Source organism: Ruegeria spongiae, assembly GCF_023502395.1.
Classification (GTDB): domain Bacteria; phylum Pseudomonadota; class Alphaproteobacteria; order Rhodobacterales; family Rhodobacteraceae; genus Ruegeria_C; species Ruegeria_C spongiae.
In genome coordinates this window covers 180,663-207,352 of record NZ_JAMFMB010000004.1, presented here as the reverse complement: position 1 = coordinate 207,352, position 26,690 = coordinate 180,663, and the positions used below count along the sequence as shown (strand labels likewise).

At 63.3% G+C, this 26,690-nt stretch carries 23 protein-coding genes; 14 read left to right on the top strand and 9 right to left on the bottom strand.

The genetic code is table 11. From position 1 onward, the window contains the following. The first annotated feature begins 30 nt into the window (after nt 1–30). The 7 genes from M3P21_RS05315 (at nt 31) to M3P21_RS05285 (ending at nt 8,729) form a co-directional block, all read left to right on the top strand. Nucleotides 31–1,989, top strand: a complete 1,959-nt coding sequence (locus tag M3P21_RS05315; protein WP_249707464.1) for a bifunctional 2',3'-cyclic-nucleotide 2'-phosphodiesterase/3'-nucleotidase — start codon at nt 31–33, stop codon at nt 1,987–1,989. Nucleotides 1,990–2,129: 140 nt separating this feature from the next. Continuing rightward, nucleotides 2,130–3,176, top strand: a complete 1,047-nt coding sequence (locus M3P21_RS05310) for a rod shape-determining protein (RefSeq protein WP_249707463.1) — start codon at nt 2,130–2,132, stop codon at nt 3,174–3,176. 79 nt (nt 3,177–3,255) lie between these two features. Further along, nucleotides 3,256–4,170 carry a rod shape-determining protein MreC gene (gene mreC, locus M3P21_RS05305; protein WP_249707462.1) on the top strand — a complete coding sequence of 305 codons (915 nt, stop codon included), beginning with the start codon at nt 3,256–3,258 and terminating at the stop codon, nt 4,168–4,170. Beyond that, entirely contained in the window at nt 4,163–4,702 is a 540-nt protein-coding gene (locus tag M3P21_RS05300) for a rod shape-determining protein MreD (protein WP_249707460.1), read from the top strand. The genes mreC and M3P21_RS05300 overlap by 8 nt, the downstream gene beginning before the upstream one ends. Further along, nucleotides 4,699–6,645 carry a penicillin-binding protein 2 gene (gene mrdA, locus M3P21_RS05295; RefSeq protein ID WP_249707458.1) on the top strand — a complete coding sequence of 649 codons (1,947 nt, stop codon included), beginning with the start codon at nt 4,699–4,701 and terminating at the stop codon, nt 6,643–6,645. Before M3P21_RS05300 ends, mrdA begins: the two co-directional genes overlap by 4 nt. After that, nucleotides 6,642–7,781 carry a rod shape-determining protein RodA gene (rodA, locus tag M3P21_RS05290; RefSeq protein ID WP_249707456.1) on the top strand — a complete coding sequence of 380 codons (1,140 nt, stop codon included), beginning with the start codon at nt 6,642–6,644 and terminating at the stop codon, nt 7,779–7,781. Before mrdA ends, rodA begins: the two co-directional genes overlap by 4 nt. Nucleotides 7,782–7,796: 15 nt before the next feature. Then, complete coding sequence (locus M3P21_RS05285; RefSeq protein ID WP_249707455.1) at nt 7,797–8,729, top strand: 2-hydroxyacid dehydrogenase; 933 nt, start codon at nt 7,797–7,799, stop codon at nt 8,727–8,729. Between the two features lie 31 nt (nt 8,730–8,760). Here M3P21_RS05285 and M3P21_RS05280 read toward each other — a convergent pair whose 3' ends face one another. The 6 genes from M3P21_RS05280 to M3P21_RS05255 all read right to left on the bottom strand — a co-directional run bounded on the left by M3P21_RS05280 (nt 8,761) and on the right by M3P21_RS05255 (nt 15,355). After that, nucleotides 8,761–10,773: a M3 family metallopeptidase gene (locus M3P21_RS05280; RefSeq protein WP_249707453.1), complete on the bottom strand. Its 2,013-nt coding sequence runs from the start codon at nt 10,771–10,773 to the stop codon at nt 8,761–8,763. Nucleotides 10,774–10,867: 94 nt separating this feature from the next. Next, on the bottom strand, nt 10,868–11,911 hold the full coding sequence (locus M3P21_RS05275) for a HesA/MoeB/ThiF family protein (RefSeq protein ID WP_249707451.1): 1,044 nt from the start codon (nt 11,909–11,911) through the stop codon (nt 10,868–10,870). Continuing rightward, nucleotides 11,911–12,366, bottom strand: a complete 456-nt coding sequence (gene dut / locus M3P21_RS05270; RefSeq protein WP_249707449.1) for a dUTP diphosphatase — start codon at nt 12,364–12,366, stop codon at nt 11,911–11,913. Before dut ends, M3P21_RS05275 begins: the two co-directional genes overlap by 1 nt. Nucleotides 12,367–12,381: 15 nt before the next feature. Next, nucleotides 12,382–13,578 carry a bifunctional phosphopantothenoylcysteine decarboxylase/phosphopantothenate--cysteine ligase CoaBC gene (gene coaBC / locus M3P21_RS05265; RefSeq protein ID WP_249707447.1) on the bottom strand — a complete coding sequence of 399 codons (1,197 nt, stop codon included), beginning with the start codon at nt 13,576–13,578 and terminating at the stop codon, nt 12,382–12,384. 80 nt (nt 13,579–13,658) lie between these two features. Further along, a complete protein-coding gene (locus tag M3P21_RS05260) occupies nt 13,659–14,480 on the bottom strand; it encodes a ChaN family lipoprotein (RefSeq protein ID WP_249707445.1) in 822 nt (273 codons plus the stop codon). Then, the gene (locus M3P21_RS05255; protein WP_249707444.1) at nt 14,477–15,355 is read right to left on the bottom strand and encodes an RNA polymerase factor sigma-32; all 879 of its coding nucleotides are present in this window, start codon (nt 15,353–15,355) and stop codon (nt 14,477–14,479) included. The genes M3P21_RS05260 and M3P21_RS05255 overlap by 4 nt, the downstream gene beginning before the upstream one ends. A 101-nt stretch (nt 15,356–15,456) precedes the next feature. Between M3P21_RS05255 and cobU the strand changes: the two genes are divergently transcribed. From cobU to M3P21_RS05235, 4 genes are all read left to right on the top strand, one after another. Continuing rightward, nucleotides 15,457–15,978: a bifunctional adenosylcobinamide kinase/adenosylcobinamide-phosphate guanylyltransferase gene (gene cobU / locus M3P21_RS05250; protein ID WP_249707442.1), complete on the top strand. Its 522-nt coding sequence runs from the start codon at nt 15,457–15,459 to the stop codon at nt 15,976–15,978. Continuing rightward, on the top strand, nt 15,975–16,553 hold the full coding sequence (locus tag M3P21_RS05245; protein ID WP_249707441.1) for a histidine phosphatase family protein: 579 nt from the start codon (nt 15,975–15,977) through the stop codon (nt 16,551–16,553). The genes cobU and M3P21_RS05245 overlap by 4 nt, the downstream gene beginning before the upstream one ends. Before the next feature lie 60 nt (nt 16,554–16,613). Then, nucleotides 16,614–17,303, top strand: coding sequence for a glutathione S-transferase (locus M3P21_RS05240; protein WP_249707439.1), 690 nt, complete (start codon nt 16,614–16,616; stop codon nt 17,301–17,303). Nucleotides 17,304–17,372: 69 nt separating this feature from the next. Next, nucleotides 17,373–18,887, top strand: coding sequence for a YifB family Mg chelatase-like AAA ATPase (locus tag M3P21_RS05235; protein WP_249707437.1), 1,515 nt, complete (start codon nt 17,373–17,375; stop codon nt 18,885–18,887). Here M3P21_RS05235 and gshB read toward each other — a convergent pair. From gshB to rsmI, 3 genes are read right to left on the bottom strand one after another with little or no spacing between them, the layout of a single operon-like run. After that, the gene (gshB, locus tag M3P21_RS05230) at nt 18,884–19,816 is read right to left on the bottom strand and encodes a glutathione synthase (protein ID WP_249707436.1); all 933 of its coding nucleotides are present in this window, start codon (nt 19,814–19,816) and stop codon (nt 18,884–18,886) included. The two genes, M3P21_RS05235 and gshB, sit on opposite strands and share 4 nt — an antisense overlap. 60 nt (nt 19,817–19,876) lie before the next feature. Beyond that, complete coding sequence (locus tag M3P21_RS05225; protein WP_249707434.1) at nt 19,877–20,263, bottom strand: YraN family protein; 387 nt, start codon at nt 20,261–20,263, stop codon at nt 19,877–19,879. After that, nucleotides 20,250–21,104 carry a 16S rRNA (cytidine(1402)-2'-O)-methyltransferase gene (gene rsmI, locus M3P21_RS05220; protein ID WP_249707431.1) on the bottom strand — a complete coding sequence of 285 codons (855 nt, stop codon included), beginning with the start codon at nt 21,102–21,104 and terminating at the stop codon, nt 20,250–20,252. Before rsmI ends, M3P21_RS05225 begins: the two co-directional genes overlap by 14 nt. An 86-nt stretch (nt 21,105–21,190) precedes the next feature. On the opposite strand from rsmI, the gene M3P21_RS05215 reads away from it, so the two are divergent. From M3P21_RS05215 to murJ, 3 genes are read left to right on the top strand one after another with little or no spacing between them, the layout of a single operon-like run. Continuing rightward, the gene (locus M3P21_RS05215) at nt 21,191–22,363 is read left to right on the top strand and encodes a penicillin-binding protein activator (RefSeq protein ID WP_249707429.1); all 1,173 of its coding nucleotides are present in this window, start codon (nt 21,191–21,193) and stop codon (nt 22,361–22,363) included. Then, on the top strand, nt 22,323–25,151 hold the full coding sequence (locus M3P21_RS05210) for a [protein-PII] uridylyltransferase (protein WP_373319952.1): 2,829 nt from the start codon (nt 22,323–22,325) through the stop codon (nt 25,149–25,151). Before M3P21_RS05215 ends, M3P21_RS05210 begins: the two co-directional genes overlap by 41 nt. Continuing rightward, on the top strand, nt 25,148–26,689 hold the full coding sequence (gene murJ / locus M3P21_RS05205) for a murein biosynthesis integral membrane protein MurJ (RefSeq protein ID WP_249707427.1): 1,542 nt from the start codon (nt 25,148–25,150) through the stop codon (nt 26,687–26,689). The genes M3P21_RS05210 and murJ overlap by 4 nt, the downstream gene beginning before the upstream one ends. Nucleotide 26,690: the final 1 nt, after the last annotated feature.

The window sequence follows — 26,690 nt, the reverse complement described above, 5'->3', positions numbered from 1 at the left end:
AAGTCGTGCTGCAATCTCAGGGAAGATACCATGTCACTTTCGCTCACCCGCCGGGGTTTCCTTGCCGGAACCACCGGTTTCATCGCGCTCCATCCGTTCTCGGCCCGTGCCTCCGCCGACCAAGCGCATTTGCGCCTGATGGAGACCACCGACCTGCATGTGCATGTCTTCCCCTATGACTATTACGCCGACAAGCCGCGCGACACGGTAGGGCTGGCCCGCACCGCCTCGATCATCAAGGACATCCGAAACGAGGCCACCAACTCGATGCTGATCGACAACGGTGATTTCCTGCAAGGCAACCCGATGGGCGACTACATCGCTTATGAGCGCGGCATGAAGGAAGGCGACGACCATCCGATCATCACCGCCATGAACACGGTGGGCTTTGATGCCTCGACGCTGGGCAATCACGAGTTCAACTATGGGCTCGACTTCCTGATGAAATCGTTGGCCGGCGCCGCATTCCCGGTGGTCAGTTCGAACGTTGCACTGGAGCTGGGCAGCGATCCGACCAAGGACAAGACGCTGATCAAGCCATACGTGATCCTCGAAAAGCAGCTGACCGATGGCAGCGGTGAGACCCATCCGATCAAAGTGGGCCTGATCGGCTTTGTCCCACCGCAAGTCATGAACTGGGACCGCCGCCATCTGGAGGGCAACGTGCAGGCCCGCGATATCGTGGCCACCGCCCAGGCCTATGTGCCCCAGATGAAGGAAGAGGGTGCCGATCTCATCATCGCGCTCAGCCATTCTGGCATTGGCGGGGCGGATCACAGCGACGGTATGGAAAACGCTTCGGTCCCACTGGCCGCTGTTGAGGGCATCGACGCGGTGCTGACCGGGCACCATCACCGGGTTTTCCCCTCGTCGGATTATGACGGTATGGCAGCGGTCGATGTGTCCAAGGGCACGATCCATGGCAAGCCTGCGGCGATGGGCGGTTTCTGGGGCTCGCATCTGGGGCTGATCGACCTGATGCTGGAACGTTCGGGCAATGAGTGGAAGATCGTCAGCCACGCGAGTGAGGCGCGCCCGATCTCGAAACGCAACGAGGACCGCTCGATCACCGCGCTGGTCGACAGCCAGCAGGATGTGCTGGACAGCGTGCAGGCGGATCATGACGCGACGCTGGCCTATGTGCGCCGGGCGGTGGGCAAGACCGACGCACCGCTGCATTCCTACTTCGCGCTGGTGGCCGATGACCCGTCGGTGCAAATCGTCTCGATCGCGCAGCTTTGGTACATCGAACAGATGCTCAAGGGCACCGAACATGAGGGGCTGCCGATCCTGTCAGCTGCCGCCCCCTTCAAGGCCGGGGGCCGGGGTGGGCCGGAGTATTTCACCGATGTGCCCAAGGGGGATGTGGCGATCAAGAATGTCTCGGACCTTTACCTCTACCCAAATACCGCGCGCGCGGTGCTGGTCACCGGCGCGCAGGTCAAGGACTGGCTCGAACGCTCGGCAGGCATGTTTAACCAGGTCGAGGCAGGTCAAGCCGATCAGGTACTGCTGAACCCGGATTTCCCCAGCTACAATTTTGACGTGATCGACGGAGTGACCTATCAGATCGATCTCAGCCAGCCCTCGAAATTCGATTCCAAGGGTGAGGTGATCAACCCTGACGCAAACCGCATCGTGAACCTGCACTTCAACGGCGCACCCATTGACCCGCAAGCGCAGTTCATCATTGCCACCAACAACTACCGCGCGGGGGGCGGTGGCAAATTTCCCGGCGCGATGGGCGATACGGTGGTCTTCGAGGGCCCCGACACCAACCGGGATGTCATCGTTCGCTATATCGTCGAGAAAGGCACGATCAGCCCGAAGGCGGATGCCAACTGGTCCTTCGCGCCCCTGCCCGGCACCAGCGTGTTGTTCGACACCGGACCCAAAGCCGCCGATTATGTCGAGGATGTGCAAGGGGTCATCATCGAGCCTGCAGGCGACGGACCGGACGGATTTGCCCGCTTCCGCATCGGACTTTGACGTCAGGAAGGGCGGAATAGCGCTGATTTAGGCGGATTCGGCCCTTCCCCCACCATCTGTAGAGGCCTATAAGGTTAAAAATTCCCGCGATCGTCAGAGTCGCGGGACCTCTGGGCAGCACTCTACAGGATCACGCATATATGTCGGTGTTTGGAAATCTTGGCGGCTTGTTCTCGTCGGACATGGCCATCGATCTGGGGACCGCGAATACGCTGGTTTACGTCAAGGGCCGCGGGGTGATCCTGTCGGAACCATCCGTCGTCGCCTATCACGTGAAAGATGGCGTCAAGAAGGTGCTCGCGGTGGGCGAAGACGCCAAGCTGATGCTGGGCCGGACACCGGGCAGCATCGAGGCGATCCGCCCGATGCGCGAAGGCGTGATCGCCGATTTCGACACTGCCGAAGAGATGATCAAGCATTTCATCCGCAAGGTGCACAAACGCTCGACCTTCTCCAAGCCCAAGATCATCGTCTGCGTGCCGCATGGCGCAACGCCGGTTGAAAAGCGCGCGATCCGTCAGTCGGTGATGTCGGCTGGCGCCCGCCGCGCCGGGTTGATCGCCGAACCCATCGCAGCCGCCATTGGCGCGGGCATGCCGATCACCGATCCGACCGGCAACATGGTCGTGGATATCGGCGGCGGCACCACCGAAGTGGCGGTTCTGTCGCTGGGCGACATCGTCTATGCCCGCTCGGTCCGCGTCGGTGGCGACCGGATGGATGAGGGTATCGTGAACTACCTGCGCCGCCAGCAGAACCTGCTGGTGGGCGAAACCACTGCCGAGCGTATCAAGACCACCATCGGCACCGCCCGCATGCCCGATGACGGGCGTGGCCAGTCGATGCAGATCCGTGGTCGCGACCTGCTGAACGGCGTGCCCAAGGAAATCGAGATCAGCCAGGCCCAGGTGGCCGAGGCGCTGGCCGAACCTGTTCAACAGATCTGCGAGGCGGTGATGACCGCGCTTGAAACCACCCCGCCCGATCTGGCGGCTGATATCGTTGACCGGGGCGTGATGCTGACCGGTGGCGGTGCGCTGCTGGGCGATCTGGATCTGGCGCTGCGCGAGCAGACCGGTCTTGCGGTGTCGATCGCTGATGAAAGCCTCAACTGTGTTGCACTTGGGACCGGCAAAGCGCTGGAATACGAAAAGCAACTGCGCCACGCGATTGACTACGACAGCTAAGGCGCGCACCCTTCTTTTGGGGGCAGTTCACTGCGTTCGGGCCCGCCCGCGACGGTAGGCGCCCACTGAGAGGAGCCCTTTGGCCAAGGACCGATCACAGCAAGAAGACTATTCGGGACCCCTGAAGCGTCTGCTGTTGGGGGTTGTCCTGTTGTGCCTGATCGGGACCTTTCTGGTCTGGCGCATCGACAGCCCGCGCGTTGAACGCTTTCGCGCGCAGGTCACCGACAAGGTTGTGCCCTCGATGGATTGGGCGATGGTGCCGGTCACCGCCACCATCAACCTGTTGCGCGATTTCCAGAGCTACCAGCGTCTGAGCGAACAGAACCAGGAGCTGCGCAGCGAGCTGCGGCGGATGCGGGCCTGGAAAGAGGCCGCATTGCAGCTGGAACAGGAAAACGCCCGGTTACTCGATCTGAACAATGTGCGGCTCGACCCACGCCTGACCTTTATCACCGGCGTGGTGATGGCCGATAGCGGCTCTCCCTTCCGGCAATCGGTGCTGTTGAATGTGGGCGCGCGCGACGGGATCGTCGATGGCTGGGCTGCAATGGACGGGATCGGGCTGGTGGGACGGATCTCGGGCGTGGGTCGGAACACCGCACGCGTGATCCTGCTGACCGATGCGGCCAGCGCAATCCCGGCGACCATACAGCCTTCAGGGCAGAATGCGCTGATCGCAGGTGACAACTCTGCCGCGCCGGTGCTGGATTTTCTAGAGAACCGCGAGCTGGTGCGCCCCGGTGACCGGGTCATCACCTCGGGCGATGGCGGCGTCTTTCCGGCGGGGCTGCTGATCGGCCAGGTCGCCGCAGACCCGACGGGCCGGTTGCGGGTGCGGCTTTCGGCTGATTACGAACGGCTGGAGTTCCTGCGCGTCCTGCGCCATCAGGGAACTGCTCCGGTCACCGATCCCGGCGGTGTTGTCGGGCCGATGCGACCGTCAGATACGGCGCTGGTGCCCGAATCCCAAGGAGGCGGTGTTGATGGCTAGCCTCTCCTCGCGCGTCTGGTTCATGCGGCTTGTCTATTGTGGGCTGATGATCGTGATCCTGTTCTTTCACCTGCTACCGCTGGACACGGTTCCACGGCACCTCGCGCCGCCCGATCTGTTTGTGGCCTTCACCTTTGCCTGGGTCACGCGACGGCCAGATTATGTGCCGACCCTGCTCGTCGCGAGCGCAATGCTGACAGTCGACCTGTTGCTGCAAAAGCCACCCGGACTGCTGGCCGCGATGGTTGTGGCAGGCTGTGCCTTTCTGCGCGGCCGGGCAGCAACGCCCGCAAGCGAGACCAATTTCGCCACCGAATGGCTTACCGTCGCCGGTGTGCTGTTTGCGATCTTCGCCGTCGACCGGGCGATCCTGGGTCTGACCGAGATCGGTGCACCACCCCTGCTGCTTTCGGTGTCGCAATTGGTTCTGACGATCCTGTTCTACCCGATTGCGGTCGTGATCAGCCAGGCGGTATTCGGGGTGCGCAAGATGAAACGTTCGGACGCGGATGCTCTGGGAGCCAGATCATGAAACGCAATCCCAAGGAATTGGAATACACCCATCGGCAAGTGTCGCGCCGCGCTCTGTTTGTGGGCGGGTTGCAAGCCGCCTTTGTCGGCGGGTTGGCGATGCGGATGCGCTATATGCAGGTGGATCAGGCCGATGAATTCCGGCTTCTGGCCGAGGAAAACAGGATCAACATCCGCCTGATCGCTCCGGCAAGGGGTGAGCTGTTCGACCGCAATGGCAAGATACTGGGCCAGAACACACCATCTTATCGGATCATCATCGTGCGCGAGGATGCAGGCGACGTCGAGAAGGTGATCAGCGATCTGTCCAAACTGATCTATCTCGATCCAGAAGACCTGGAACGCGCCCGTGCCGAAATGCGCCGCGCACCGGCCTTTCTGCCGATCACGCTGGCCGATCAGGTCACCTGGGAGGAGATATCGAAAGTGGCGGTCAACGCCCCCTCCCTGCCCGGCATCACGCCCGAGGTGGGGCTGGCGCGGCATTATCCGCAAATGGGCGATTTCGCCCATGTGATCGGCTATGTCGGCCCGGTCAGCGATTATGACCTGAGCCAGATGGAAGACCCCGAACCGGTCCTGCGCATCCCGCGCTTCCAGATCGGCAAAGTGGGGCTTGAAGCCAAGCGCGAAGGTCTGCTGCGCGGGCGCGCGGGCGCCAAACGGGTCGAGGTGAATGCCGGCGGCCGCGTGATGCGCGAACTCAGCCGCCGCGAGGGCGACGCCGGTGCTGACCTGCAGCTTTCGGTGGATGCCGATCTGCAGCAATATACCCAGGCAAGGCTGGAAGGCGAAAGCGCCAGCGCGGTGGTGATCGACTGCGAAACCGGTGACCTGCGGGCCATCGTCTCGGCCCCCAGTTTCGATCCGAACCTGTTCGTGCGCGGCATCTCGGTTGCCGACTATAAACGCCTGACCGACGATCCCTACCGCCCGCTGGCGAACAAGTCCGTGCAGGGCACCTACCCGCCCGGCTCGACCTTCAAGATGGTCACCGCGCTGGCCGCGCTGGAGGCGGGCGTCGTTGGCCCCGGCGATACCTCCTACTGTCCCGGTTTCCACAAGGTCGGCAACCGCCGCTTTCACTGCTGGAAACGCGGCGGCCACGGCACGGTCGACCTGCTGTTGTCGCTGAAGCGCAGCTGCGATGTCTATTACTACGACGTGGCGGTGAAGACCGGTATCGACAATATCTCGGCCATGGCGAACAAGCTGGGTCTGGGCGTGAGACACGACCTGCCGATGTCCGCCGTGCGCCGCGGTCTGACGCCCACGCAGGCCTGGAAAGAACGGGTGCATGGCGAAGGCTGGCTGGTCGGGGATACGGCCAACTCCTCGATCGGTCAGGGTTTCATGCTGGCCTCACCGCTGCAGCTTGCGGTCATGTCGGCCCGGATCGCCACCGGCCGCGCGGTCACGCCCCGGCTGGTGAAATCCATTGACGGCGTCGAGCAGCCCTCGGGCGCGGGTGAGCCGCTGGACATCAACGAGCGCAACCTGCGCTATATCCGAAACGCGATGTATGCGGTTTCGAACGACCGGCGCGGGACGGCCTATCGCTCACGTATCATCGAAGACGCCTATCGGATGGCCGGCAAGACCGGCACCAGCCAGGTCCGCAACATCACCAAGGCAGAGCGCGCTGCGGGTGTGATCCGCAACAAGGACCTGCCGTGGGAGCGCCGCGACCATGCGCTGTTTGTCTGCTACGCCCCCTTCGACAAGCCCAAATACGCCGTAGCGGTTGTGGTCGAACATGGCGGCGGCGGCTCCAAGGCGGCGGCCCCGGTGGCCCGCGACGTGATGCTGCAGGCGCTCTACAAGGGCAATCCACCGCTTGAGGCTTACCCATCCAAGGATCGCGAACGCATCAAGGAGCAGCAGGAACGGCTGGACCAGCTGCGCGACAGGGTCACACCCTCGGATGGTAACGACCGCGCATGAGCTATCTTGAACATAACCTCAAATCGACGCCCAGCGGGCTGCGCAAATTCCTGTTCATGAACTGGCCTCTGACGCTCTTGCTGATCAGCGTCGCCTCGGTCGGGTTCCTGATGCTTTATTCGGTGGCGGGCGGGTCCTTCACGCCATGGGCCGAACCGCAGATGAAACGCTTTGCGCTGGGGCTGGCGGTGATGATGGTGGTGGCGATGGTGCCGATCTGGTTCTGGCGCAACATGTCGGTGGTGGCCTATCTGACCTCCATCGCGTTGCTCTTTGCGGTGGAACTGGTCGGCACAGTCGGCATGGGCGCGCAACGCTGGATCGATCTGGGTTTCATGCGACTGCAGCCGTCCGAGCTGATGAAGGTCACGTTGGTGATGCTGCTGGCTGCCTACTACGACTGGCTTCCGGCCAAGCGCACGTCGCGGCCCATCTGGGTCATTCTGCCGGTGCTGCTGATCCTGTTTCCCACCTTCATGGTGCTGCGCCAGCCTGATCTTGGCACCGCGATCCTGCTGCTGGCCGCGGGCGGCGCGATGATGTTCTTTGCCGGGGTCCACTGGGCCTATTTCGGTGCCGTGATCGCGGCGGGTGTGGGGCTGGTCGCCGCTGTGTTCAACAGTCGCGGGACCGATTGGCAATTGCTCAAGGACTACCAGTATCGCCGGATCGACACCTTCCTTGACCCCTCAACCGACCCGCTTGGCGCGGGCTATCACATCACCCAGTCCAAGATCGCGCTGGGATCGGGCGGCTGGTCGGGGCGTGGCTTCATGCAAGGCACGCAATCACGGCTGAACTTCCTGCCGGAAAAGCACACCGATTTTATCTTCACCACCCTGGCCGAAGAATTCGGCTTTGTCGGCGGATTCTCACTGCTGGCACTTTATACACTGATCATCATCTTCTGCGTCGCCACCGCATTGGCCACTCGCGACCGGTTCTCGTCCCTGGTCACGCTGGGGATCGCGGTCAACTTCTTCCTGTTCTTTGCGGTCAACATGTCGATGGTGATGGGGCTGGCCCCGGTGGTCGGCGTGCCGCTGCCGATGGTCAGCTATGGTGGCTCGGCCATGCTGGTGCTGCTGGCCGCCTTCGGACTGGTGCAAAGCGCCCATATTCACCGGGCCAGATAGGAAAGACCGCCCCTGATGAGTGTCAACGTGTTGTTTTCCGCCCATGCTGACCGCTGGCCCCAGTATCGCGACCTTCTGACCAGTGCCATCATCACCACCGGCGTCGATTTCAACCTCGCCACCGACTTCGACCCCGCCGAGGTGGATTACGTCGTCTACGCCCCCAATAGCGGCCTCAGGGACTTCGCTCCGTTTGCTCGCCTCAAGGCAGTGCTGAGCCTTTGGGCGGGTGTCGAGAGCATTGTCGGCAACCCGACCCTGACCGTCCCGCTGGCGCGGATGGTGGATCACGGCTTGCAACAGGGCATGACAGAATGGGTGACGGGCCATGTGTTGAGACATCATCTGGGCATGGACCGCCACATCACCGGGCAGGATGGCATCTGGCGTACAGACGTGCCGCCGCTGGCCCCGAGCCGCACTGTCTGCATACTGGGACTGGGCGAACTGGGTCAGGCCGCAGGCAAAGCCCTGGCAAGCCTCGGCTTCAATGTCACCGGCTGGAGCCGCACACCCAAGTCGATCCCCGAAGTGACCTGTTTCGACGGGGCGTCAGGTTTGCAGACGGCGCTGGAAGGTGCTGAAATCCTCGTCCTGCTTCTGCCCGACACGCCAGCGACCACCAACATTCTCGATGCCAAGACGCTGGCCAAACTGCCGCGTGGGGCGGTGATCATCAACCCCGGGCGTGGTCCGCTGATCGACGATGATGCGCTGCTGGCCGCGCTGGGCAGCGGTCATGTTGGGCATGCCACGCTGGACGTTTTCCGGACCGAGCCGCTGCCCCCCGATCACCCCTACTGGTCGCACAAACGGGTCACCGTCACCCCTCATATCGCATCCGAAACCCGCCCCGAAACAGCGGTTCTGGCGATCGCCGAGAACATCCGCCGTGGCGAGGCGGGCGAGCCGTTCCTGCATCTGGTGGATCGCACCCTCGGGTACTGAACGCGCCTCGGTGGATTCGAACCGCCCGGGTCTAAGCCGCCAACCCGCGCCCCTTCAGCAACGCCTCGACCCCCGGCAGGCGGCCCCGGAACGCGGTATAAAGCTCTTCGGGTTCCTTCGAGCCGCCGGTGGACAGGATATGCGCCTCAAGCGCATGGGCCCGTTCGGGATCGAACGCTCCGCCCGCCTCTTCGAAGGCGGCGAAGGCATCGGCATCCATCACCTCTGACCACATATAGCTGTAATAGCCCGAGCTATAGCCGTCGCCCGCAAAGACATGGGCAAAATGCGGCGTGGCATGGCGCATGCCGATCGCGGCAGGCATGCCGATCCCGGCCAGAACCTCACCCTGCCGCACCATCGGGTCAGCCGGTGCGGCCCCCTCGTGAAAGGCCAGATCGACCAGCGCCGAGGCGACATATTCCACCGTCTGGAACCCCATGTCGAAATTCGCCGCCGCCAGCACCTTGTCCAGCATGTCGCGCGGCATCGGGGCACCGGTTTCGGCATGGGTTGCGAACTCCTCCAGGACCTCTGGCACTTCCAGCCAGTGTTCATAAAGCTGGCTGGGCAGTTCCACGAAATCGCGCGCCACCGAGGTGCCCGAAATGCTCTCATAGGTCACGTCCGACAGCATCTGGTGCAGCGCATGGCCGAATTCGTGAAACAGCGTACGCGCGTCGTCGTAGCTGAGCAGCGCCGGATCACCCTTGGCGAAATTGCACACATTGATCACCACCGGCGTCTGCGTTTGCGGAAATTTCGCCTGCGAGCGCATCGCACTGCACCACGCGCCCGAGCGTTTCGAACCACGCGCGAAGTAATCACCGATGAACACCGCCACATGCGCGCCATCGCGCGTCACCTCCCACGCTCGGCAGTCGGCGTGATAGAGCGGCACATCCAGCGGTGCGAATTCCAGACCGAAGAGGCGATTGGCGCAGGTAAAGGCCGCCTCGATCATGCGGTCGAGCTGCAAGTAGGGTTTGAGTTCGGCCTCATCGAGATCATGTTCATCCTTGCGGCGTTTCTCGGCATAGTAACGCCAATCCCATGCTGCGAGCGGTCCATTGACGCCGTCGGCCTGCATCATTGCGGTCAGCTTTTCTGCATCCGCATCCGCCTGCGCCTTGGCTGGCGTCCAGACCTGCATCAGCAAGTCGCGCACCCGTTCCGGGGTGCGGGCCATTTCGGTTTCCAGCTTGTAGGCAGCGAAACTGTCATAGCCCAGCAATCGCGCACGGTCCTCGCGCAAGGTGAGAATCTCAGCCGCAATGCCGCGATTGTCGGTGTCCCCACCATTGGCCCCACGTGCGGTCCAGGCGCGATAGGCTTTCTCGCGCAAATCTCGGCGCGGTGAAAATTGCAGGAACGGCACGATCAGCGAGCGCGATAGCGTGACCACAGGGCCTGTCGCCTCTTTCTCAACCCCAGCGCTACGAGCGGCCTCGACCACGAAGTCTGGCAGGCCTTCGAGATCGTCTTCGGAGAGGTCCATGAACCACGCACGCTCATCGGCGAGCAGGTTCTGGGTGAAGTCGGTGCCCAGCGTGGCAAGCCGCCCCTTGATCTCTTTCATCCGCGCCTCGGCATCCCCTTCCAGCGCCGCACCGGCGCGGACAAAGCCGCGATGGGTCAACATCAGGACCCGCTGCTGCTCGTCGTTCAGGTCCAGGCTGTCGCGGGCCTGCCAGACGGCGGCGATGCGCTGGAACAGGGGTTTGTTGCCCGAGATGTCCGCAAAATGCGCCGCCAACCGGGGTGAAAAGTCACGTTGCAGTGCCTCGCGCGCTGGATTGCTGTCAGCGCCCGCAACCGTGAAGAAAACAGACAGGACCTTGTCCAGATCCGCCCCTGCCGCCTCCATAGCTTCGACGGTATTGGCGAAATCGGGGGCCTCGGGATTTCCGGCAATGCGGTCGATCTCGGCATTATGAGCCACAAGTGCCTGATCCAGCGCAGAGGTGAAATCATCGTCAGAAATGGCATCGAATGGCGCGATGGCAAAAGGGGTGGCCCAGTCGGCAAGGATCGGGTTGGTCATGCAGTTCTCCTTTGCGGGCCAAGCTATGTGTGCAGGGCGGGATGGTCCAGAGCAGGACGCAAAAAGGCGTTTCGAACGGGGTTGGCGCGGCGGGTCAGGCCGCCCCGCAGACCGGGCAATCGTCGCGCCTTTTCAACGCAATCTTGCGCGTCTCGCCATAAAGCCCGTCATAGATCAGCATTTCACCACGCAAAGGCGCACCTGCCCCGGTGATCACCTTGATCGCCTCCAGCGCCATCATCGAGCCGATAACACCGGGCAAGGGTCCGATCACTCCGGCCTCGGCGCAGGACGGAGCGAGACCAGCCGCGGGGGCCTCGGGGAAGATACATTGATAACAGGGGCCGGCGAATTGCGGGTCGAACACACTGATCTGCCCTTCCCATTGCGACAACGCCCCTGAGATCAGCGGTTTGCCCTGCGCCACGGCCACCCGGTTGGCCAGATAGCGGGTATCGAAATTGTCGCTGCCGTCGAGGATCAGATCATAATCGGCGAACAGCTCTGCCGCGATCTCTTCGGTCAGGCGGCGGTGATAGGGGCGCACGACCACATTGGGGTTTTGTGCCTCCATCGCCTGTTTTGCCGAGAACACTTTCGGCATCCCGATATCGGCATCGCGGTGGATCACCTGCCGCTGCAGGTTGGCGTTTTCCACCACATCGTCGTCGATCACACCAATGGTCGCGGCACCTGCCGCTGCCAGGTATTGCAGCGCGGGTGCCCCCAGCCCGCCCGCACCGATGACCAGCACCCGTGCCTGTTTCAGCCGCTTCTGCCCCGGCCCGCCAAGTTCGCGCAGCACGATATGGCGGGCATAGCGCTCCAGTTCGGTGTCCGAAAACGCACCGCCCGGCTTTGCAGGCCCCTCGCGTTCGGCATTCAGGACCTTGGCCCGCATACCCGAAACGAAACGGCCATAAAACACCGCCACCGCACCAAACCCCGCAAGCAGCAGCCAGAGCGCGGGCGATGTTCCGGTCATCTCGCGTACCGGGTGCCCGTCCGGCAGCAGAAGCTGCAGGCAAATCACAACCAGAAACAGCCCAGCCACCACCCCGATCCGGCTCCGCCGGGGCACATCCAGCACCCATCCCAGCCCCCAAAGCGCCGCCGCGACGGCAAAGACCAGCAGCATCAGGCGGTTCCTGTCGATCCGAACCCGCCCGCGCCGCGCGCGGTGTCGGACAGGCCATCGACCAGATCGAACCGCGCCTGCACCACAGGGGCCACGACAAGCTGTGCGATCCGGTCGCCATGGGTGATTTCGAACGCCTCGGTCCCGGCGTTCATCATGATCACCCCCAACGGGCCGCGATAGTCGCTGTCGATGGTTCCGGGCGCGTTGGGCAAGGTGATGCCGTATTTCAGGGCCAGCCCCGAGCGCGGCCGGATCTGAATCTCATAGCCAGCGGGGATCTCGACCCGCAGCCCGGTGGGCACCAGCGCCCGGGAACCCGGTTCCAGCACAATCGATCCGCGATCAGGCAGGCAGGCGCGCAGATCCGCCCCCGCCGAGCCGGTGGTTTCGTAGCTGGGCAACGGAACCGAAGGGTCGGACCCCTCTTGGCGGATCACCTGAATGGATACCATGGACATCTCTCCCGTTCAGTCAGCCAGCGCATCCGCGATGCGGCGTGCGAGTTTCTGGGCCACCAGTTCTTTCGGCATGCGCGGCCATTCTTCGGCCCCGTCATCGGTGATCAGGATCACGGCATTTTCCTGACCACCCATGATACCGGTCGCCGGGCTGACATCATTGGCCACGATCCAGTCGCAGCCCTTGCGCGTCCGCTTGGACGTTGCATTGGCCACCACATCCTCGGTTTCGGCGGCAAAGCCCACAACCAGCGGCGGGCGATCTTCTTCCAGATGCGACACGGTCTTGAGAATGTCGGGGTTTTCCGCGAATTCCAGCGCAGGCACCCCATCGCGGGTTTTCTTCAGTTTGCGGTCCGAGGCGCTGGTCACCCGCCAGTCGGCGACCGCTGCAGCAAAGACGCCCGCATCGACCGGCAGCGCCGTCTGGACCACCGAGGCCATATTGCGCGCCGTCTCGACCCGGATCACCTCGACCCCTTCGGGCGGGGGAACATCAGCGGGCCCGGTTACAAACACCACATCAGCCCCCAGCGCGGCCAGCGCGCGCGCCACCGCCGTGCCCTGCGCGCCCGACGACCGGTTGGCGATATAGCGCACAGGGTCGATGGGTTCATGGGTGGGGCCCGAGGTGACAAGGATACGCTTGCCCGCCAGAGGCTTGTCGCCCAGTTGGCTGTCGATGGCCGCGAGTATTTCCGCAGGCTCCGCCATCCGCCCCGGACCGTATTCGCCACAGGCCATGTCGCCCTCGTTCGGCCCGACGAAACGCACCCCGTCGGCGGCAAGCTGCGCCCGGTTCCGCCCGGTCGCCGGGTGGGTCCACATCCGCACATTCATCGCAGGCACGATCAGCACCGGCGTATCGGTGGCCAGAAGCAGGGTCGAGGCCAGATCATTGGCCAGACCGCCCGCCATCTTGGCCATCAGATCAGCCGTGGCAGGGGCTACCACCACCAGATCGGCCGAGCGCGACAGCTGGATATGGCCCATTTCGGCCTCGTCGGTCAGATCAAAGAGATCGCGATAGACCTTCTGACCCGCCAGCGCCGACAGCGACAGTGGCGTGACAAATTCCTCACCCGCGCGGGTCAACACCGGGGTTACCGAAGCGCCGCGTTCGCGCAGACGCCGGACCAGTTCCAACACCTTGTAGGCGGCGATACCACCCCCGACGATCAGCAGGATTTTCTTGGATGCCAGCATCACGGACCCTCGCGGTTCAAAATTGCGCCAACACTAGGCAAGCGGCGCGAAATCCGCCAGTGCCGAATCCACTTGGGGGATCACTCAAAAGCCTTGCAGGGATCCTCGCGCTCGGCGGGGGGGCTGTCGATCACCGCATCAAATTCGCCATCAATGCGGCCATCCTCGGACTGACCCAGAACAAAGACCCTCACCCCGGGCTGCCTGCGGGCAAGATAAACCGGAATGCCGCGATCCTTGCGGGCATGCCCGTTACCGGTGATCACCACGACCGGCGCGCCATCGTCCGCCAGCGCCTCAATCGTGGCGCGGGCCAGAACCGCGTCGCGCAGGCGCTGAACTTCGACCATCTGTGGCAACATCTCTTCGGGCAGGGCCTCGCAATGGGCGGCGTACTGGTCGGCGATCCGGGCGGCCTGTTCCTCGGGCGGCAAGGGCACCGTCAGACCATAGCGCGCGGCATCCGCACCCAGCGCCACCGCTGCGCCGCGCTCCATCGCGCTATGCGCCGCGGCCCGCGGCACCAGCGCCCCGTGTAGCGGCGCATCGGGGGCGGCGCGGAATATGTCCAGATACATCTCGAGCGGCGGCCAGCCCAACTCTTCCCATTTCAACTCGATTGCCAGCTTCTGTTCGTCGGAAATGAGGTTCCGGTTCACCCGCGCCGCCCCTTCGGCGGTCAGCATCTCCCAGACCACCGCCTTGGGCTGCAACGCGCGCACCGCCTCGGCCTGTATCTGGTGGTGGCGGGCGTTGTCGTGAAACTCGCCCAGAATCACCACATCGGACTGTTTCATCCGATCCAGTATGTCCTGCGGGATCAGGTCAGACGCAAAAGCCGCCCGAAACGGGGCGGCCAGGATCACGGCAACGGCAGCAAGCCAAACAAACGCATATCTCATGCGAGCAAGTCTTGCACCTCTCTGGACTGCGCTTCAAGGCTCTTGCGCATCTTCTGGAACGCCGCCGCCTCAAGCTGACGGATGCGCTCCTTGGACAGGCCAAGCTCCTGCCCCAGGCTTTCCAGCGTGCGCGGCACGTCGCGCAGCTTGCGTTCGCGTACGATAAAGCGTTCGCGTTGGTTCAGACGCTGCATGGCGGTCAGCAGCCATTCGCGCAATTGCGCGGTGTCGTGACGGTGTTCAACAGTCTCGGACGCCTGTTCACCATCATCCTCCAGCGCGTCGATCCATTCGCGCCCATCCTCGTCGGCGGCCTGCACCGCGTTGAGCGAAAAGTCCGACCCCGCGAGCCTGCCATCCATCATTTCGACATCGCGCAGCGGCACGCCGATTTCCGAAGCGATTTGCTGATGCAACTGGTGCCGGTCCAGCGCAAGACCATCCGAGGCGGCCTCGCGCTCCAGCCGGGCCTGCACCCGGCGCATGTTGAAAAACAGCGATTTCTGCGACGAGGTCGAGCCGGTGCGCACCATCGACCAATTGCGCATCACGTAATCCTGGATCGACGCCTTGATCCACCAGACCGCATAGGTCGAAAAGCGTACGCCGCGATCGGGGTCGAACTTGTCAGCTGCCTTCATCAGGCCAAGCCCGGCCTCCTGGATCAGGTCATTCATCGGCGCGCCATAGCGCTTGAACTTGGCCGCCATCGAAATCGCCAGCCGCATATAGGCCGTGATCAGACGGTGCAATGCCTTCTCGTCGCGCTGATCCCGCCAAGCATAGGCAAGCCGCAACTCGGTCTCGGCATCCAGAAGCTCGGCCTTCATCGCCTGACGCGACATCGCCCTATCGTTCGAGGTGTCCAGTGCCATTCAGTCCTCCCAGAATGTCGGCCCTGCCGCAGGCGCTTGTTTTGCGCGTTTGAAATAGATACGCAGGGTCGCGGCATATGGATCATTTCTGAGGTAAGAACTTGTTTCCGAAATACAGCCTGATTTTGGGGGGCGCGGCCTCGGGGAAATCATTTTTTGCCGAGCAACTCTCTGTTAATTATGATAAAAACAGGTATTACATCGCCACATCACAAGTGTTTGATGATGAGATGCGCGCCAAGATCGACCGCCATGTCATCCAGCGCGGCGCGGGTTGGACCACAATCGAGGCGCCGTTTGATCTTGCCCCGGCCCTCGACGGACGCGCAGGCGACGAGATCTGCCTGATCGATTGCGCGACCATGTGGCTGAGCAACCACCTGCTGGCAGAAAACGATCTGGCAGAGGCTCAGGCGCAGTTATTGAGCGCCTTGCGGAACTGCCAGGCGGATGTGGTGATCGTGTCGAACGAGGTGGGTCACGGGATCGTCCCCGATAATGCGCTGGCCCGGCAATTTCGCGAGGCGCAGGGACGGCTGAATATAGCCCTGGCCTCTGAGGCCGAACTTGTGGTGCAGGTCGTCGCGGGCCTGCCGCAGGTGCTGAAAGGCACGCTGCCATGACCCGGTTGCATCTTGTCCGTCATGGCCCGACCCACGCCAAAGTCATGGTGGGTTGGTCCGACCTGCCCGCCGACCTGAGCGATACTGCGGCGGTCGCGCGGCTGTCAGCGCATCTGCCGGGTGAGGCGCTGGTGATCTCCTCGGACCTGATTCGCGCGGTCGACACCGCAACAGCCGTTGAAACCGGGCGCGCCCGACTGCCGCATGACGAAGCCCTGCGGGAAATCCATTTCGGAGACTGGGAACTGCGCGCCTTTGACGAGATCGAGGCCGAAGACCCCGACCGCATCCGCGCTTATTGGGACCAGCCCGGCGATGTGCGCCCACCAAATGGTGAAAGCTGGAACGAGGTCTGTGCCCGCGTCGATGCCTCCATCGACCGTCTGATCGCCGCCCATACGGGCCGGGACCTGATCGTGGTGGCGCATTTCGGGGTGATCCTGACGCAGGTACAGCGCGCCTTGCGACTGGACGCAGAGGCGGCTTTCGCGCACCGGATCGACAACCTGTCGGTGACCGAGATCGCGCATTCCGCCGCTGGCTGGACGGTTGGCCGCATCAATCACCGCCCGTGATGACCCCGCTCACAATTCAGCGTTTTACCGGTGCTGTTGCCCGCGCCTAGACTGCTGGTCATGACTTATGACCTTTATATCGGCGACCGCCTGTTCTCCAGCTGGTCCCTGCGGGGCTGGCTGATGTTCGAGAAATTCAACATCCCCTGCCGCACCCATATGACCGAACTGTTCTCGGGCAATCTGGCGACCGGACTGCAGGATTTGGCACCTGCCCGCCTTGTGCCCTGCATCCGCACACCGGATGGCACCGTGATAGGTGAAAGCCTTGCCTTGGCCGAGACGCTGGCCGAACGCCACCCCGAGGCCGGACTGTGGCCCGCAGAGGCAGCGGCGCGGGCAACCGCGCGCTGGATGTGCGCCGAGATGGCCAGCGGATATGCCAGCCTGCGGGGGGAATGCCCCATGCAGTTGTTGCATTCCTACAAAGGCTTTCCTGCCTCCGCCGCGACCCAGAAGGATATCAAACGGATCGAAACGCTCTGGGCTCATGCCCGCAAGATTTCGGGCGCGCAAACCGGTGCGTTGTTTGGTGACTACTCACTGGCCGATATATTCTATACCCCGGTGGCGGCGCGCATTGTCGGCTACGGGCTGCCGGTCTCGAATCAGAACCGGCGCTATTGCGAGGAATTGCTGACGGACCCGGCCGTTCAACGCTGGCGCGCGCAGGCGTTGAGTGACGACGCGAAATACGACCAGTTTCCCTATCCGATCGAAGCCGAAACTGGTCCCTGGCCGCTAAGCTGATTTTACCCGCGTTAACCGATCTTAAACCATGCCCGCGCTAGCAATCCCTTGTTAACCAAGTGGGGAAGTATGGTCGCGCGCACCTATACCGTCGCCTTTCAGGGGGTCGAGGCCCGGCCCGTCGAGGTGCAATGCGCCGTCACGCCGGGCCTGCCCGCCTTTTCGGTGGTGGGCCTGCCCGACAAGGCGGTGTCCGAGGCGCGCGACCGGGTGCGCAGCGCGCTCAGCGCCATGGCCATCGCGCTGCCCTCGAAACGGATCACCATCAACCTCTCGCCCGCCGACCTGCCCAAGGAAGGCAGCCATTTCGACCTGCCCATCGCGCTGGCGCTGCTGGCCGCGCTCGACATCGTTCCGGCGGATGCGGCCGAAACGACCTTGGCGCTGGGGGAATTGTCGCTCGATGGCTCGTTGGTCCCGGTGGTGGGCGCCTTGCCCTCGGCGATGACCGCCGCCGAGGAAGGGCGCACTCTGCTCTGCCCCAAAGCCTCCAGCGCCGAGGCCGCCTGGGTCGGCGCAACGCAGGTGATCGGTGCCGACACGCTGGCCGCCGTGGTGCGTCACTATACCGGCCAGGCGCCGCTGACCCCCGCCATACCGGGTGAGGTAACGCAACCCGACGCCCAGCGCGACCTGCGCGATGTCAAAGGTCAGGAACGCGCCAAGCGCGCGCTCGAAATCGCCGCCGCAGGGCGGCACCACCTGATCATGATTGGCTCTCCGGGCTCGGGCAAATCCATGCTGGCCGCCCGTCTGCCCGGCCTGCTGCCGCCGCTAACGGCAGTCGAGGCGCTGGAGACCTCGATGATCCAGTCGCTTTGTGGTCTGCTAGACGAGGGCGGGATCAGCCGCACCCGACCCTTTCGCGAACCCCATCACACCGCCTCGATGGCCGCCATCGTGGGTGGCGGCAAAGGGGCCAAGCCGGGCGAGATCTCGCTGGCGCATAACGGGGTGCTCTTCATGGACGAATTTCCCGAATTCCCGCGCACCGTGCTGGAAACCCTGCGCCAGCCCATTGAGACCGGCGAGGTCATGGTGGCCCGCGCCAATGCGCATGTAAAATACCCTTGCCGCTTCATGCTGGTCGCCGCGGCCAACCCCTGCAAATGCGGACATCTGGCCGATGCCTCGCGCGCCTGTTCGCGCGCGCCGATCTGCGGTGAGGATTATCTGGGGCGCATATCCGGCCCGCTGATGGACCGGTTCGATCTGCGGCTGGAGGTGCCGCCGGTCGGATTCGCCGATCTCGATCTACCTGCAAGTGGCGACAGCTCGGCCACAGTCGCCGCGCGCATCGCCACCGCGCGCGAGGTCCAGACCACCCGTTTCGCAAACCATGACGGGTTGCGTCAGAACGCCGATGCCGAAGGCGGCGTGCTGGAGGAGGTCGCCACGCCGGACACCGAAGGCAAGCAGATGTTGCTGAACGCCGCCGACCGGTTCAGCCTGTCGGCGCGCGCCTATCACCGGGTCTTGCGCGTGGCCCGCACCATCGCCGATCTGGACGGATCAGAGCAGGTCCGCCGCCCACATGTGGCCGAAGCGCTCGGCTTTCGGATCACGGCGCGGGTGATGGCCTAAACCCGTGCCTCGATCGCTTGCCAGATTTTCTCGGCGATATTCACACCGTCAAACCGCTCCAACTCCTGAATGCCGGTGGGCGAGGTCACGTTGATCTCGGTCAGATAGTCGCCGATCACGTCGATGCCGACAAAAATCTGGCCCTTTTCCTTGAGCAGCGGACCAATGGCTGCGCAGATCTCAAGATCGCGCTCGCTGAGCCCGATCTTTTCGGGTCGCCCGCCCACATGCATGTTCGAGCGGGTCTCGCCCTTGGCCGGCACCCGGTTGATCGCGCCGACCGGTTCGCCATCCACAAGGATCACCCGCTTGTCGCCATTGCTGACATCGGGCAGGAATTTCTGCACGATCAGCGGTTCGCGGCTGAACCCGGTGAACAGCTCGTGCAGCGATGTCAGGTTGCGGTCATTGGCGTCCAGCCGGAACACGCCCGCACCACCATTGCCATAAAGCGGCTTGAGGATGATATCGCCATGGCGGGCCTTGAACGCCTTGATCGTGTCCAGATCGCGGGCAATCGTCGTCGGCGGCGTCAGGTCGGGGAAATCCAGCACCAGCAGCTTTTCGGGATAGTTGCGCACCCAGAACGGATCATTGACCACCAGAGCCTGCCCCTTGAGCCGGTCCAGAAGATGGGTCGAGGTGATGTAGTGCATGTCGAAGGGCGGATCCTGGCGCAGCCAGACCACATCGAACGCGGCCAGATCCACTTCGCGCTCTGGGCCCAGAATGGCCGGGTCACCTGCCACGCGCTGCACGGTCATATCCTGACCGCGGGCAGTGACGCGCCCTTCTTCATAGGCCAGCTTGTCGGGGCTGTAGAAAAACAGCGAATGACCGCGCGCCTGCGCCTCTTCGGCGAGGCGGAAGGAACTGTCGGCATTGATGTCTACGGCCCCGATCGGGTCCATCTGAAAGGCGATCTTCATGGCGCGCTCCTCATGATCTGCCAGCTACATGGCGCAGCCGCGCGGCAGGTTCAATGGGGATCACATCTGACCAAAGGCGTTCTCGATGATTTGAAACCGGCCCATCTGGTCCACAAGCGCCACATCGAACCGCGCTTCGGTGTCCTGCCCCATCGCTTCCTCGGCCAGAAATTCCTGCGCCGCAGCGAAGATACGGCGCATCTGGCGCGCACTCAGCGCAGCCGCCGCCTGTGCGAAATCGCGGCTTTGCTTGACCTCGGCAAAGATCAGCCCGCCCGGCCCGCGCAGGATCAGGTCGATTTCTCCGCCAGCCCCGCGCCAGCGACGTTCTACGACTGCAAACCCAAGATCGTTATAGGCCGAGGCAATGCGATCCTCGGCGGCATCCCCGGCGCGATGGTTGCGGTAGCCGCGCCGGGCATGATCCGTGATCTCATGTTTTGCCAAGTTTCAGCGCCCTTTGGTAAAGCGGGCGGCGCGGCAGGGAATACATCCCTGCCACCAGTTCCGCCGCATCCTTGACCGAATGTGTCTCAAGGGCTGTTAACAAAGCGTTCTCGACATCCGCCTCGCTGGCGGCGGCCTGACGTGCACGGTCGACCAGCACCACGATCTCGCCCTTGACGCCCTGCGCCTTCAGCGCGGTGGCGAGTTCGGATAAGGACCCGCGCCGGACTTCTTCGAACTTCTTGGTCAGCTCGCGGCAGAGCGCCGCCTGCCGGTCGCCCAGCACCGCCGCCATATCCGCAAGGCTGTCGGCCACCCGCTTGGGCGATTCGTAAAACGCCAGCGTGCCCGGCACCTCGCGCAGCTCTTCCAGACGCGTCCGCCGTGCCTTGGTCGCATTGGGCAGAAAGCCCGCAAAGAAAAACGCATCCGTCGGCAATCCTGCCAGCGTCAGCGCCGCCAGCACCGCAGAGGCCCCCGGCGCCACCGTCACCTGATGCCCGGCCTCCGCCGCCGCGCGGCTCAGGTCATAGCCGGGATCGGCAATCAGGGGCATGCCCGCCTCGGACGCATAAGCCACGGATTTTCCCGCCGATAACGCCTCAAGCAGCCGCGCCCGCGCGCCTGCGCCGCTATGGTCGTGATAGGCCACAATCCGCCGCCCTTCGAGCGGCACGCCGTGAATATCCATCAGATGGCGCAGACTGCGTGTATCCTCGGCGGCGATCACATCGGCAGAGGCCAGCACATCCAGCGCGCGCAGGGTGATGTCGCGGGCCGTCCCGATTGGTGTGGCAACAAAGTAAAGGCCGGGTGACAAATGGGTTTTCTGGTAATTCAAAGCTGGACCCGCCTTTCATGACGTTTATTATCGCGGCCTGTCCCCAGGCGGCCGCCCGGATGCACGATCAGGGAGTTTTCATTTAGATGTTTGCGTTTTTCAAGCCCACCCGCACATTTGCCAAAACGGCGCTTGCGCTGACCGTTGCCGGATTTCTGGCAGCCTGCGACATGCCCGCGATCAGCGGTGGCCCCAGCATCAACACCTCGAAACCGGTGCCAGTGGCGCTGCTGGTGCCCAAAGGATCGGGCCGCTCCGGCGATGCGTCCATGGCGCAAAGCCTTGAGAACGCCGCGCGGCTGGCGATGGGGGATTTGCAGAACGTGCAGATCGACCTGCGGGTCTATGACACAGCGGGCAGTTCGGCAACGGCCTCGGCGGTGGCGCAGCAAGCGGTCGATGAAGGGGCGAAGATCATCATCGGGCCGGTCTATTCGCAAGCGGTGAACGCCGCCGGGCTTTCGGTTCTGAACAAGAACATCAATCTGCTGTCCTTTTCCAACAACACCAATATCGCGGGCGGCAACGTCTTTGTGCTTGGCTCGACATTCGAGAACTCGGCCAACCGTCTGACCAGCTATGCCGCCCGTCAGGGCAAGGGCCGGATGGTCGTGGTCTACAGCAATGACGAGGGTGGGCAACTGGGCAAGGCCGCCATCGAGAACGGCATCCGCAACAGCGGCGCGACGCTGGCCGGTTCGGTCCCCTACGAGCGGTCGCAGCAAGGCGTGATCAACGCGGTCCCGCAGGTGAAAGCGGCGGTAGACAGCGCCGGTGACGCCTCGGTGTTCATGACGTCGACCACGGCGGGCGCACTACCGCTCTTCACGCAGCTTCTGCCTGAAGCGGGTGTGTCCAACGCCACCACGCAGTTCATCGGCCTGACCCGTTGGGACATTCCCGCACAGACGCTGGCACTGCCCGGTGTTCAGGGCGGCTGGTTCGCCCTCCCCGATCCGAGCAAGAGCCAGAATTACCGCGCGCGCTATCAATCCACCTATGGCAGTGCGCCGCATCCGATCAGCGGGCTCGCCTATGACGGCATCGCCGCCATCGGAGCCCTGGTCGGATCGGGCAAATCCAATGCACTGACCGGGGCGGCGCTGACACAAGGGGCTGGTTTCCAGGGCGTGGGCGGTATATTCCGCCTGTTGCCGGATGGCACGAACCAACGGGGATTGGCAGTGGCCACGATCCAGAACAAACAGGTGGTTGTGATTGACCCTGCTCCACAAACATTCTCCGGTGCCGGGTTCTGATCCGGAAAAGATCCAGCGTATAACGCCTGATCTGGCTGGCGATCTGATCTGCCCGCCGGATCAGATTTTCGATCCCGCTCAGGTCATGGCCCGGGTCGAGGCGCTTGTCGAAGACGAGGCCGAAAATGCCGCGCGGCGCGGCGGGGTTGTGGCGATCCTGCGCGACACGCAAAAGGCGGGTCGCGATGCGATCGCCGCGGCCTATGCCGAAAAGCCCTTTGCGGCCCGGCCCCTGACCCGCTCCTACACCTATCTGACCGATGGCATGGTGCGCACCGCGCTCTATGTGGCCAGCGAAGTGCTGCACCCGCTGTCAAACCCGACCCGGTCCGAGCGCATCGCGGTGATGGCCGTGGGCGGTTACGGGCGTGGCGAAATGGCGCCGTTTTCCGATGTCGATCTGCTGTTCCTGACCCCTTACAAGATCACCGCCTGGGCCGAGAGTGTGATCGAATCCATGCTCTATATCCTGTGGGATCTGCGGCTGAAGGTCGGGCATTCCTCGCGCACCATCCGCGATTGCGTGCGCATGGGGCAAGACGATCACACGATCCGCACCGCCATGCTGGAGCAGCGCTTTCTGGCGGGCCACGCGCCGCTGGCCAGCGAAATGGCAAAAACCCTGAAGGCCGAGCTGTTCGACCGCACCGGGCGCGAATTCATCGAAGCCAAGCTGGATGAGCGCGAGAAACGCCATCACAAGCAGGGCGAGCGCTATATGGTCGAGCCCAATGTCAAAGAGGGCAAAGGCGGGCTGCGCGACCTGCAATCGCTCTATTGGATCGCCAAGTATATCTATGGCGTTCGCGATGTGGCCGAACTGGTCGGGCTGGGCCTGTTCGAGGCGGAGGAGTTTGAACGCTTCGTTCAGGCCGAAGAATTCCTCTGGGCCGTGCGCGCGCATCTGCATCTGGTGACAAGGCGCGCCACCGAACAGCTGACATTCGACCTGCAAGTCGAAGTGGCCGACCGCATGGGCTATTCTGACCGTGCCGGGCGACGGGCGGTCGAAGTGTTCATGCAGCGCTATTTCCGCGAGGCGACCTCGGTGGGCGAACTGACCCGGATTTTTCTGACCAAACTGGAAGCGGCGCATAAGAAAAGCGATCCGCTGCTGGAACGCATCTTTCGCCGCAAGCCGCGGGTGAAATCGGGCTACAAGGTGGTCCATAACCGGCTCGACATCACCGATCCCGAGGCATTCCTGACCGACAAGCTGAACCTGCTGCGGCTGTTCGAGGAAGGGCTGCGGACCGGCATGCTGATCCACCCGGACGCGATGCGGCTGGTCACCGCAAATCTGGACCTGATCGACGAGGATATGCGCACCAACCGCGAGGCGCGGCGCATCTTCCTTGATCTGCTGCTGAAACACGGCAATCCCGAGCGCGCCCTGCGCCGGATGAACGAGTTGGGGGTGCTGTCCGCCTTCATCCCCGAGTTCGAACCTATCGTCGCGATGATGCAGTTCAACATGTACCACAGCTATACGGTGGACGAGCATACCATCCAGTGCATCGTCAACCTCGCCCAGATCGAACGCGGAGAACTGGTCGAGGCGCTGCCGCTGGCCTCGGGCATCCTGGAGGACGGGATCAACCGCAAGGTCCTTTATGTGGCGCTGCTGCTGCACGATATCGGTAAGGGGCGCGAGCAGGATCATTCGATCCTCGGTGCCCAGATCGCGCGCAAGGTCGCGCCGCGTCTGGGGCTCGGCAAATCCGATTGCGAGACGGTAGAATGGCTGGTGCGCTATCACCTGTTGATGTCGGATATGGCGCAGAAACGCGACATCTCGGACCCGCGCACCGTGCGCGATTTCGCCAAGGCGGTCGGAACCGTCAAGCGGCTGGACCTGCTGACGGTACTGACGGTCTGCGACATTCGCGGCGTTGGCCCCAACACCTGGAACAACTGGAAGGCCACCCTGCTGCGCGCGCTGCATGCCGAAACCAAGCGGGCGCTGGAAACCGGGATGGAGGACCTGAACCGTGCCAATCGCGGGGCCGGCGCCAAAAAGGCGCTGCGCGCGGCGCTGGACAACTGGTCGAAAGCGGACCTCAAGCTGGAAACCGGGCGACATTATGACCCCTATTGGCAGGGGCTGAACCTGTCTGCCCATGTCGAATTCGCCGAGATGCTGCGCACCCTCGAAGACAGCGGCGATGCCGGCGCGGTGGAGATACGCCTGCACCCGGACGAAGACCGCGACGCCACCCGCGCCTGTTTTGCCATGGGCGACCATCCGGGTATATTCGCCCGCGTCGCGGGCGCTCTGGCACTGGTGGGCGCAAATGTGGTCGATGCTCGCAGCTATACCACCAAGGACGGCTATGTGACCGATGCGTTCTGGATTCAGGACGTCGAAGGCCACCCCTATGAGGCCGCGCGCTTGCCGCGCCTGACCCAGATGATCCACAAGACCCTGAAGGGTGAAGTGGTCGCCAGCGATGCGTTCAAATCGCGTGACAAGATCAAGAAACGGGAAAAGGCCTTTAATGTCCCGACCCATATCACCTTCGACAATGACGGTTCGGAAATCTACACGATCATCGAGGTCGACACCCGCGACCGGCCGGGGTTGCTTTATGATCTGGCCCGCGCCCTGTCAGCTTCGAATGTCTATGTCGCCAATGCGGTGATCGCGACCTATGGCGAACAGGTTGTCGACACCTTCTATGTGAAGGACATGTTCGGGTTGAAATATTACTCCGAAGGCAAGCAGCGCACGCTGGAAAAACGCCTGCGCACAGCCATCACCGAAGGCGCGGAGCGCGCCGATTCATGAAGCAGATCAGACTGCTCTCGGGGTTCTTCACCGTCGGGTTCTGGACGCTGGCCAGCCGCATACTGGGGTTTGTCCGCGAGATCCTGATCACCGCCTATATCGGCCCCGGCCCGGTGATGGACGCCTTTGTCGCCGCCTTCCGCTTGCCCAACATGTTCCGCCGCTTCTTTGCCGAGGGCGCGTTCAACGCAGCCTTCGTGCCGATGTTCTCGAAACGGCTCGAGGCGGGCGAGGACGCGCAGGGCTTTGCCAATCAGGCCTTCAACCTGCTGGGACTGGCGGTGCTGGCGCTGGTCGGGCTTGGCATGGTCTTCATGCCCGCGCTGGTCTGGGCCACGGCGGGCGGTTTTGCCGGGGATGCACGGTTCGATCTGGCGGTGGGCTATGGTCATGTGGTCTTTCCCTACATCCTGTTCATGGCGCTGGCGGCGCTGTTTTCCGGCGTGTTGAACGCCACCGGGCGCTTTGCCGCCGCCGCTGCCGCGCCGGTCCTTCTCAACATTCTGGCCTGCAGTGCGATGCTGATTGGCGCGCTGAGGGGGGGTGATGTGATCACCTGGCTGATCTGGGTGATCCCGGTCGCGGGCGTGGCGCAACTGGCGCTGGTCTGGGTCGCAACAGAGCGGGCGGATATCCGCATCCGGCCCGGCCTGCCCCGGCTGACACCCGAGATGCGCCATATGGTGGCAGTGGCGGTTCCCGCCGCGCTGGCGATGGGCGTTACGCAGATCAATCTGGTGGTGGGGCAACTGGTCGCCTCACAAACCGAAAGCGCGGTCAGCTGGCTGTTTGCGGCGGACAGGCTTTATCAATTGCCGCTGGGAGTGGTGGGCATCGCCGTTGGAGTGGTGCTGCTGCCGGACCTGTCGCGCAAGCTGCGTGCGGGCGATGAAACGGGCGCGCGCAACGCCTATTCCCGCGCCGGAGAATTCACGCTGATGCTGTCGTTGCCTGCTGCGGTTGCGCTTGTCACCGTGCCGCTGCCGCTGATCTCAGTCCTGTTCGAACGTGGTGCGACCGGTGCCGAAGACAGCGCTGCGATGGCGCTGGCGGTGGCAATTTATGGTCTGGGCCTGCCTGCTTTCGTGCTGCAGAAGCTACTGCAACCGCTCTATTTCGCGCGTGAGGATACGAAGACACCATTCCGTTATGCGGCGGTGGCCATGGTGGTGAACGCGGTGCTTGCCTTTGGCCTCTATCCGGTTGTCGGATGGATTGCCCCGGCCATCGCTGCGTCGGTCGCGGGTTGGGCGATGGTTGCGCTTCTGGCGCTGGGATCGCTGCGCATGGGCGCGGTGGCGCAGCCAGACGACCGGTTTCGCGCGCGCGCCTGGCGAATCGCGCTGGCCTCGGCCCTGATGGGTGTGGCGCTTTATGCCGCGAACCAGTTCTTTGGCTGGGCGTTTCAGGTGCCTGGATGGCGCTATCTCGCGCTGCTCGCACTGGTGCTGTTCGGTAGCCTTGCCTACTACGCGGCCGGGCACATTCTGGGTGCCTTCCGCCTTGGCGAATTGCGGCAGATGATGCGGCGCGGCTGAG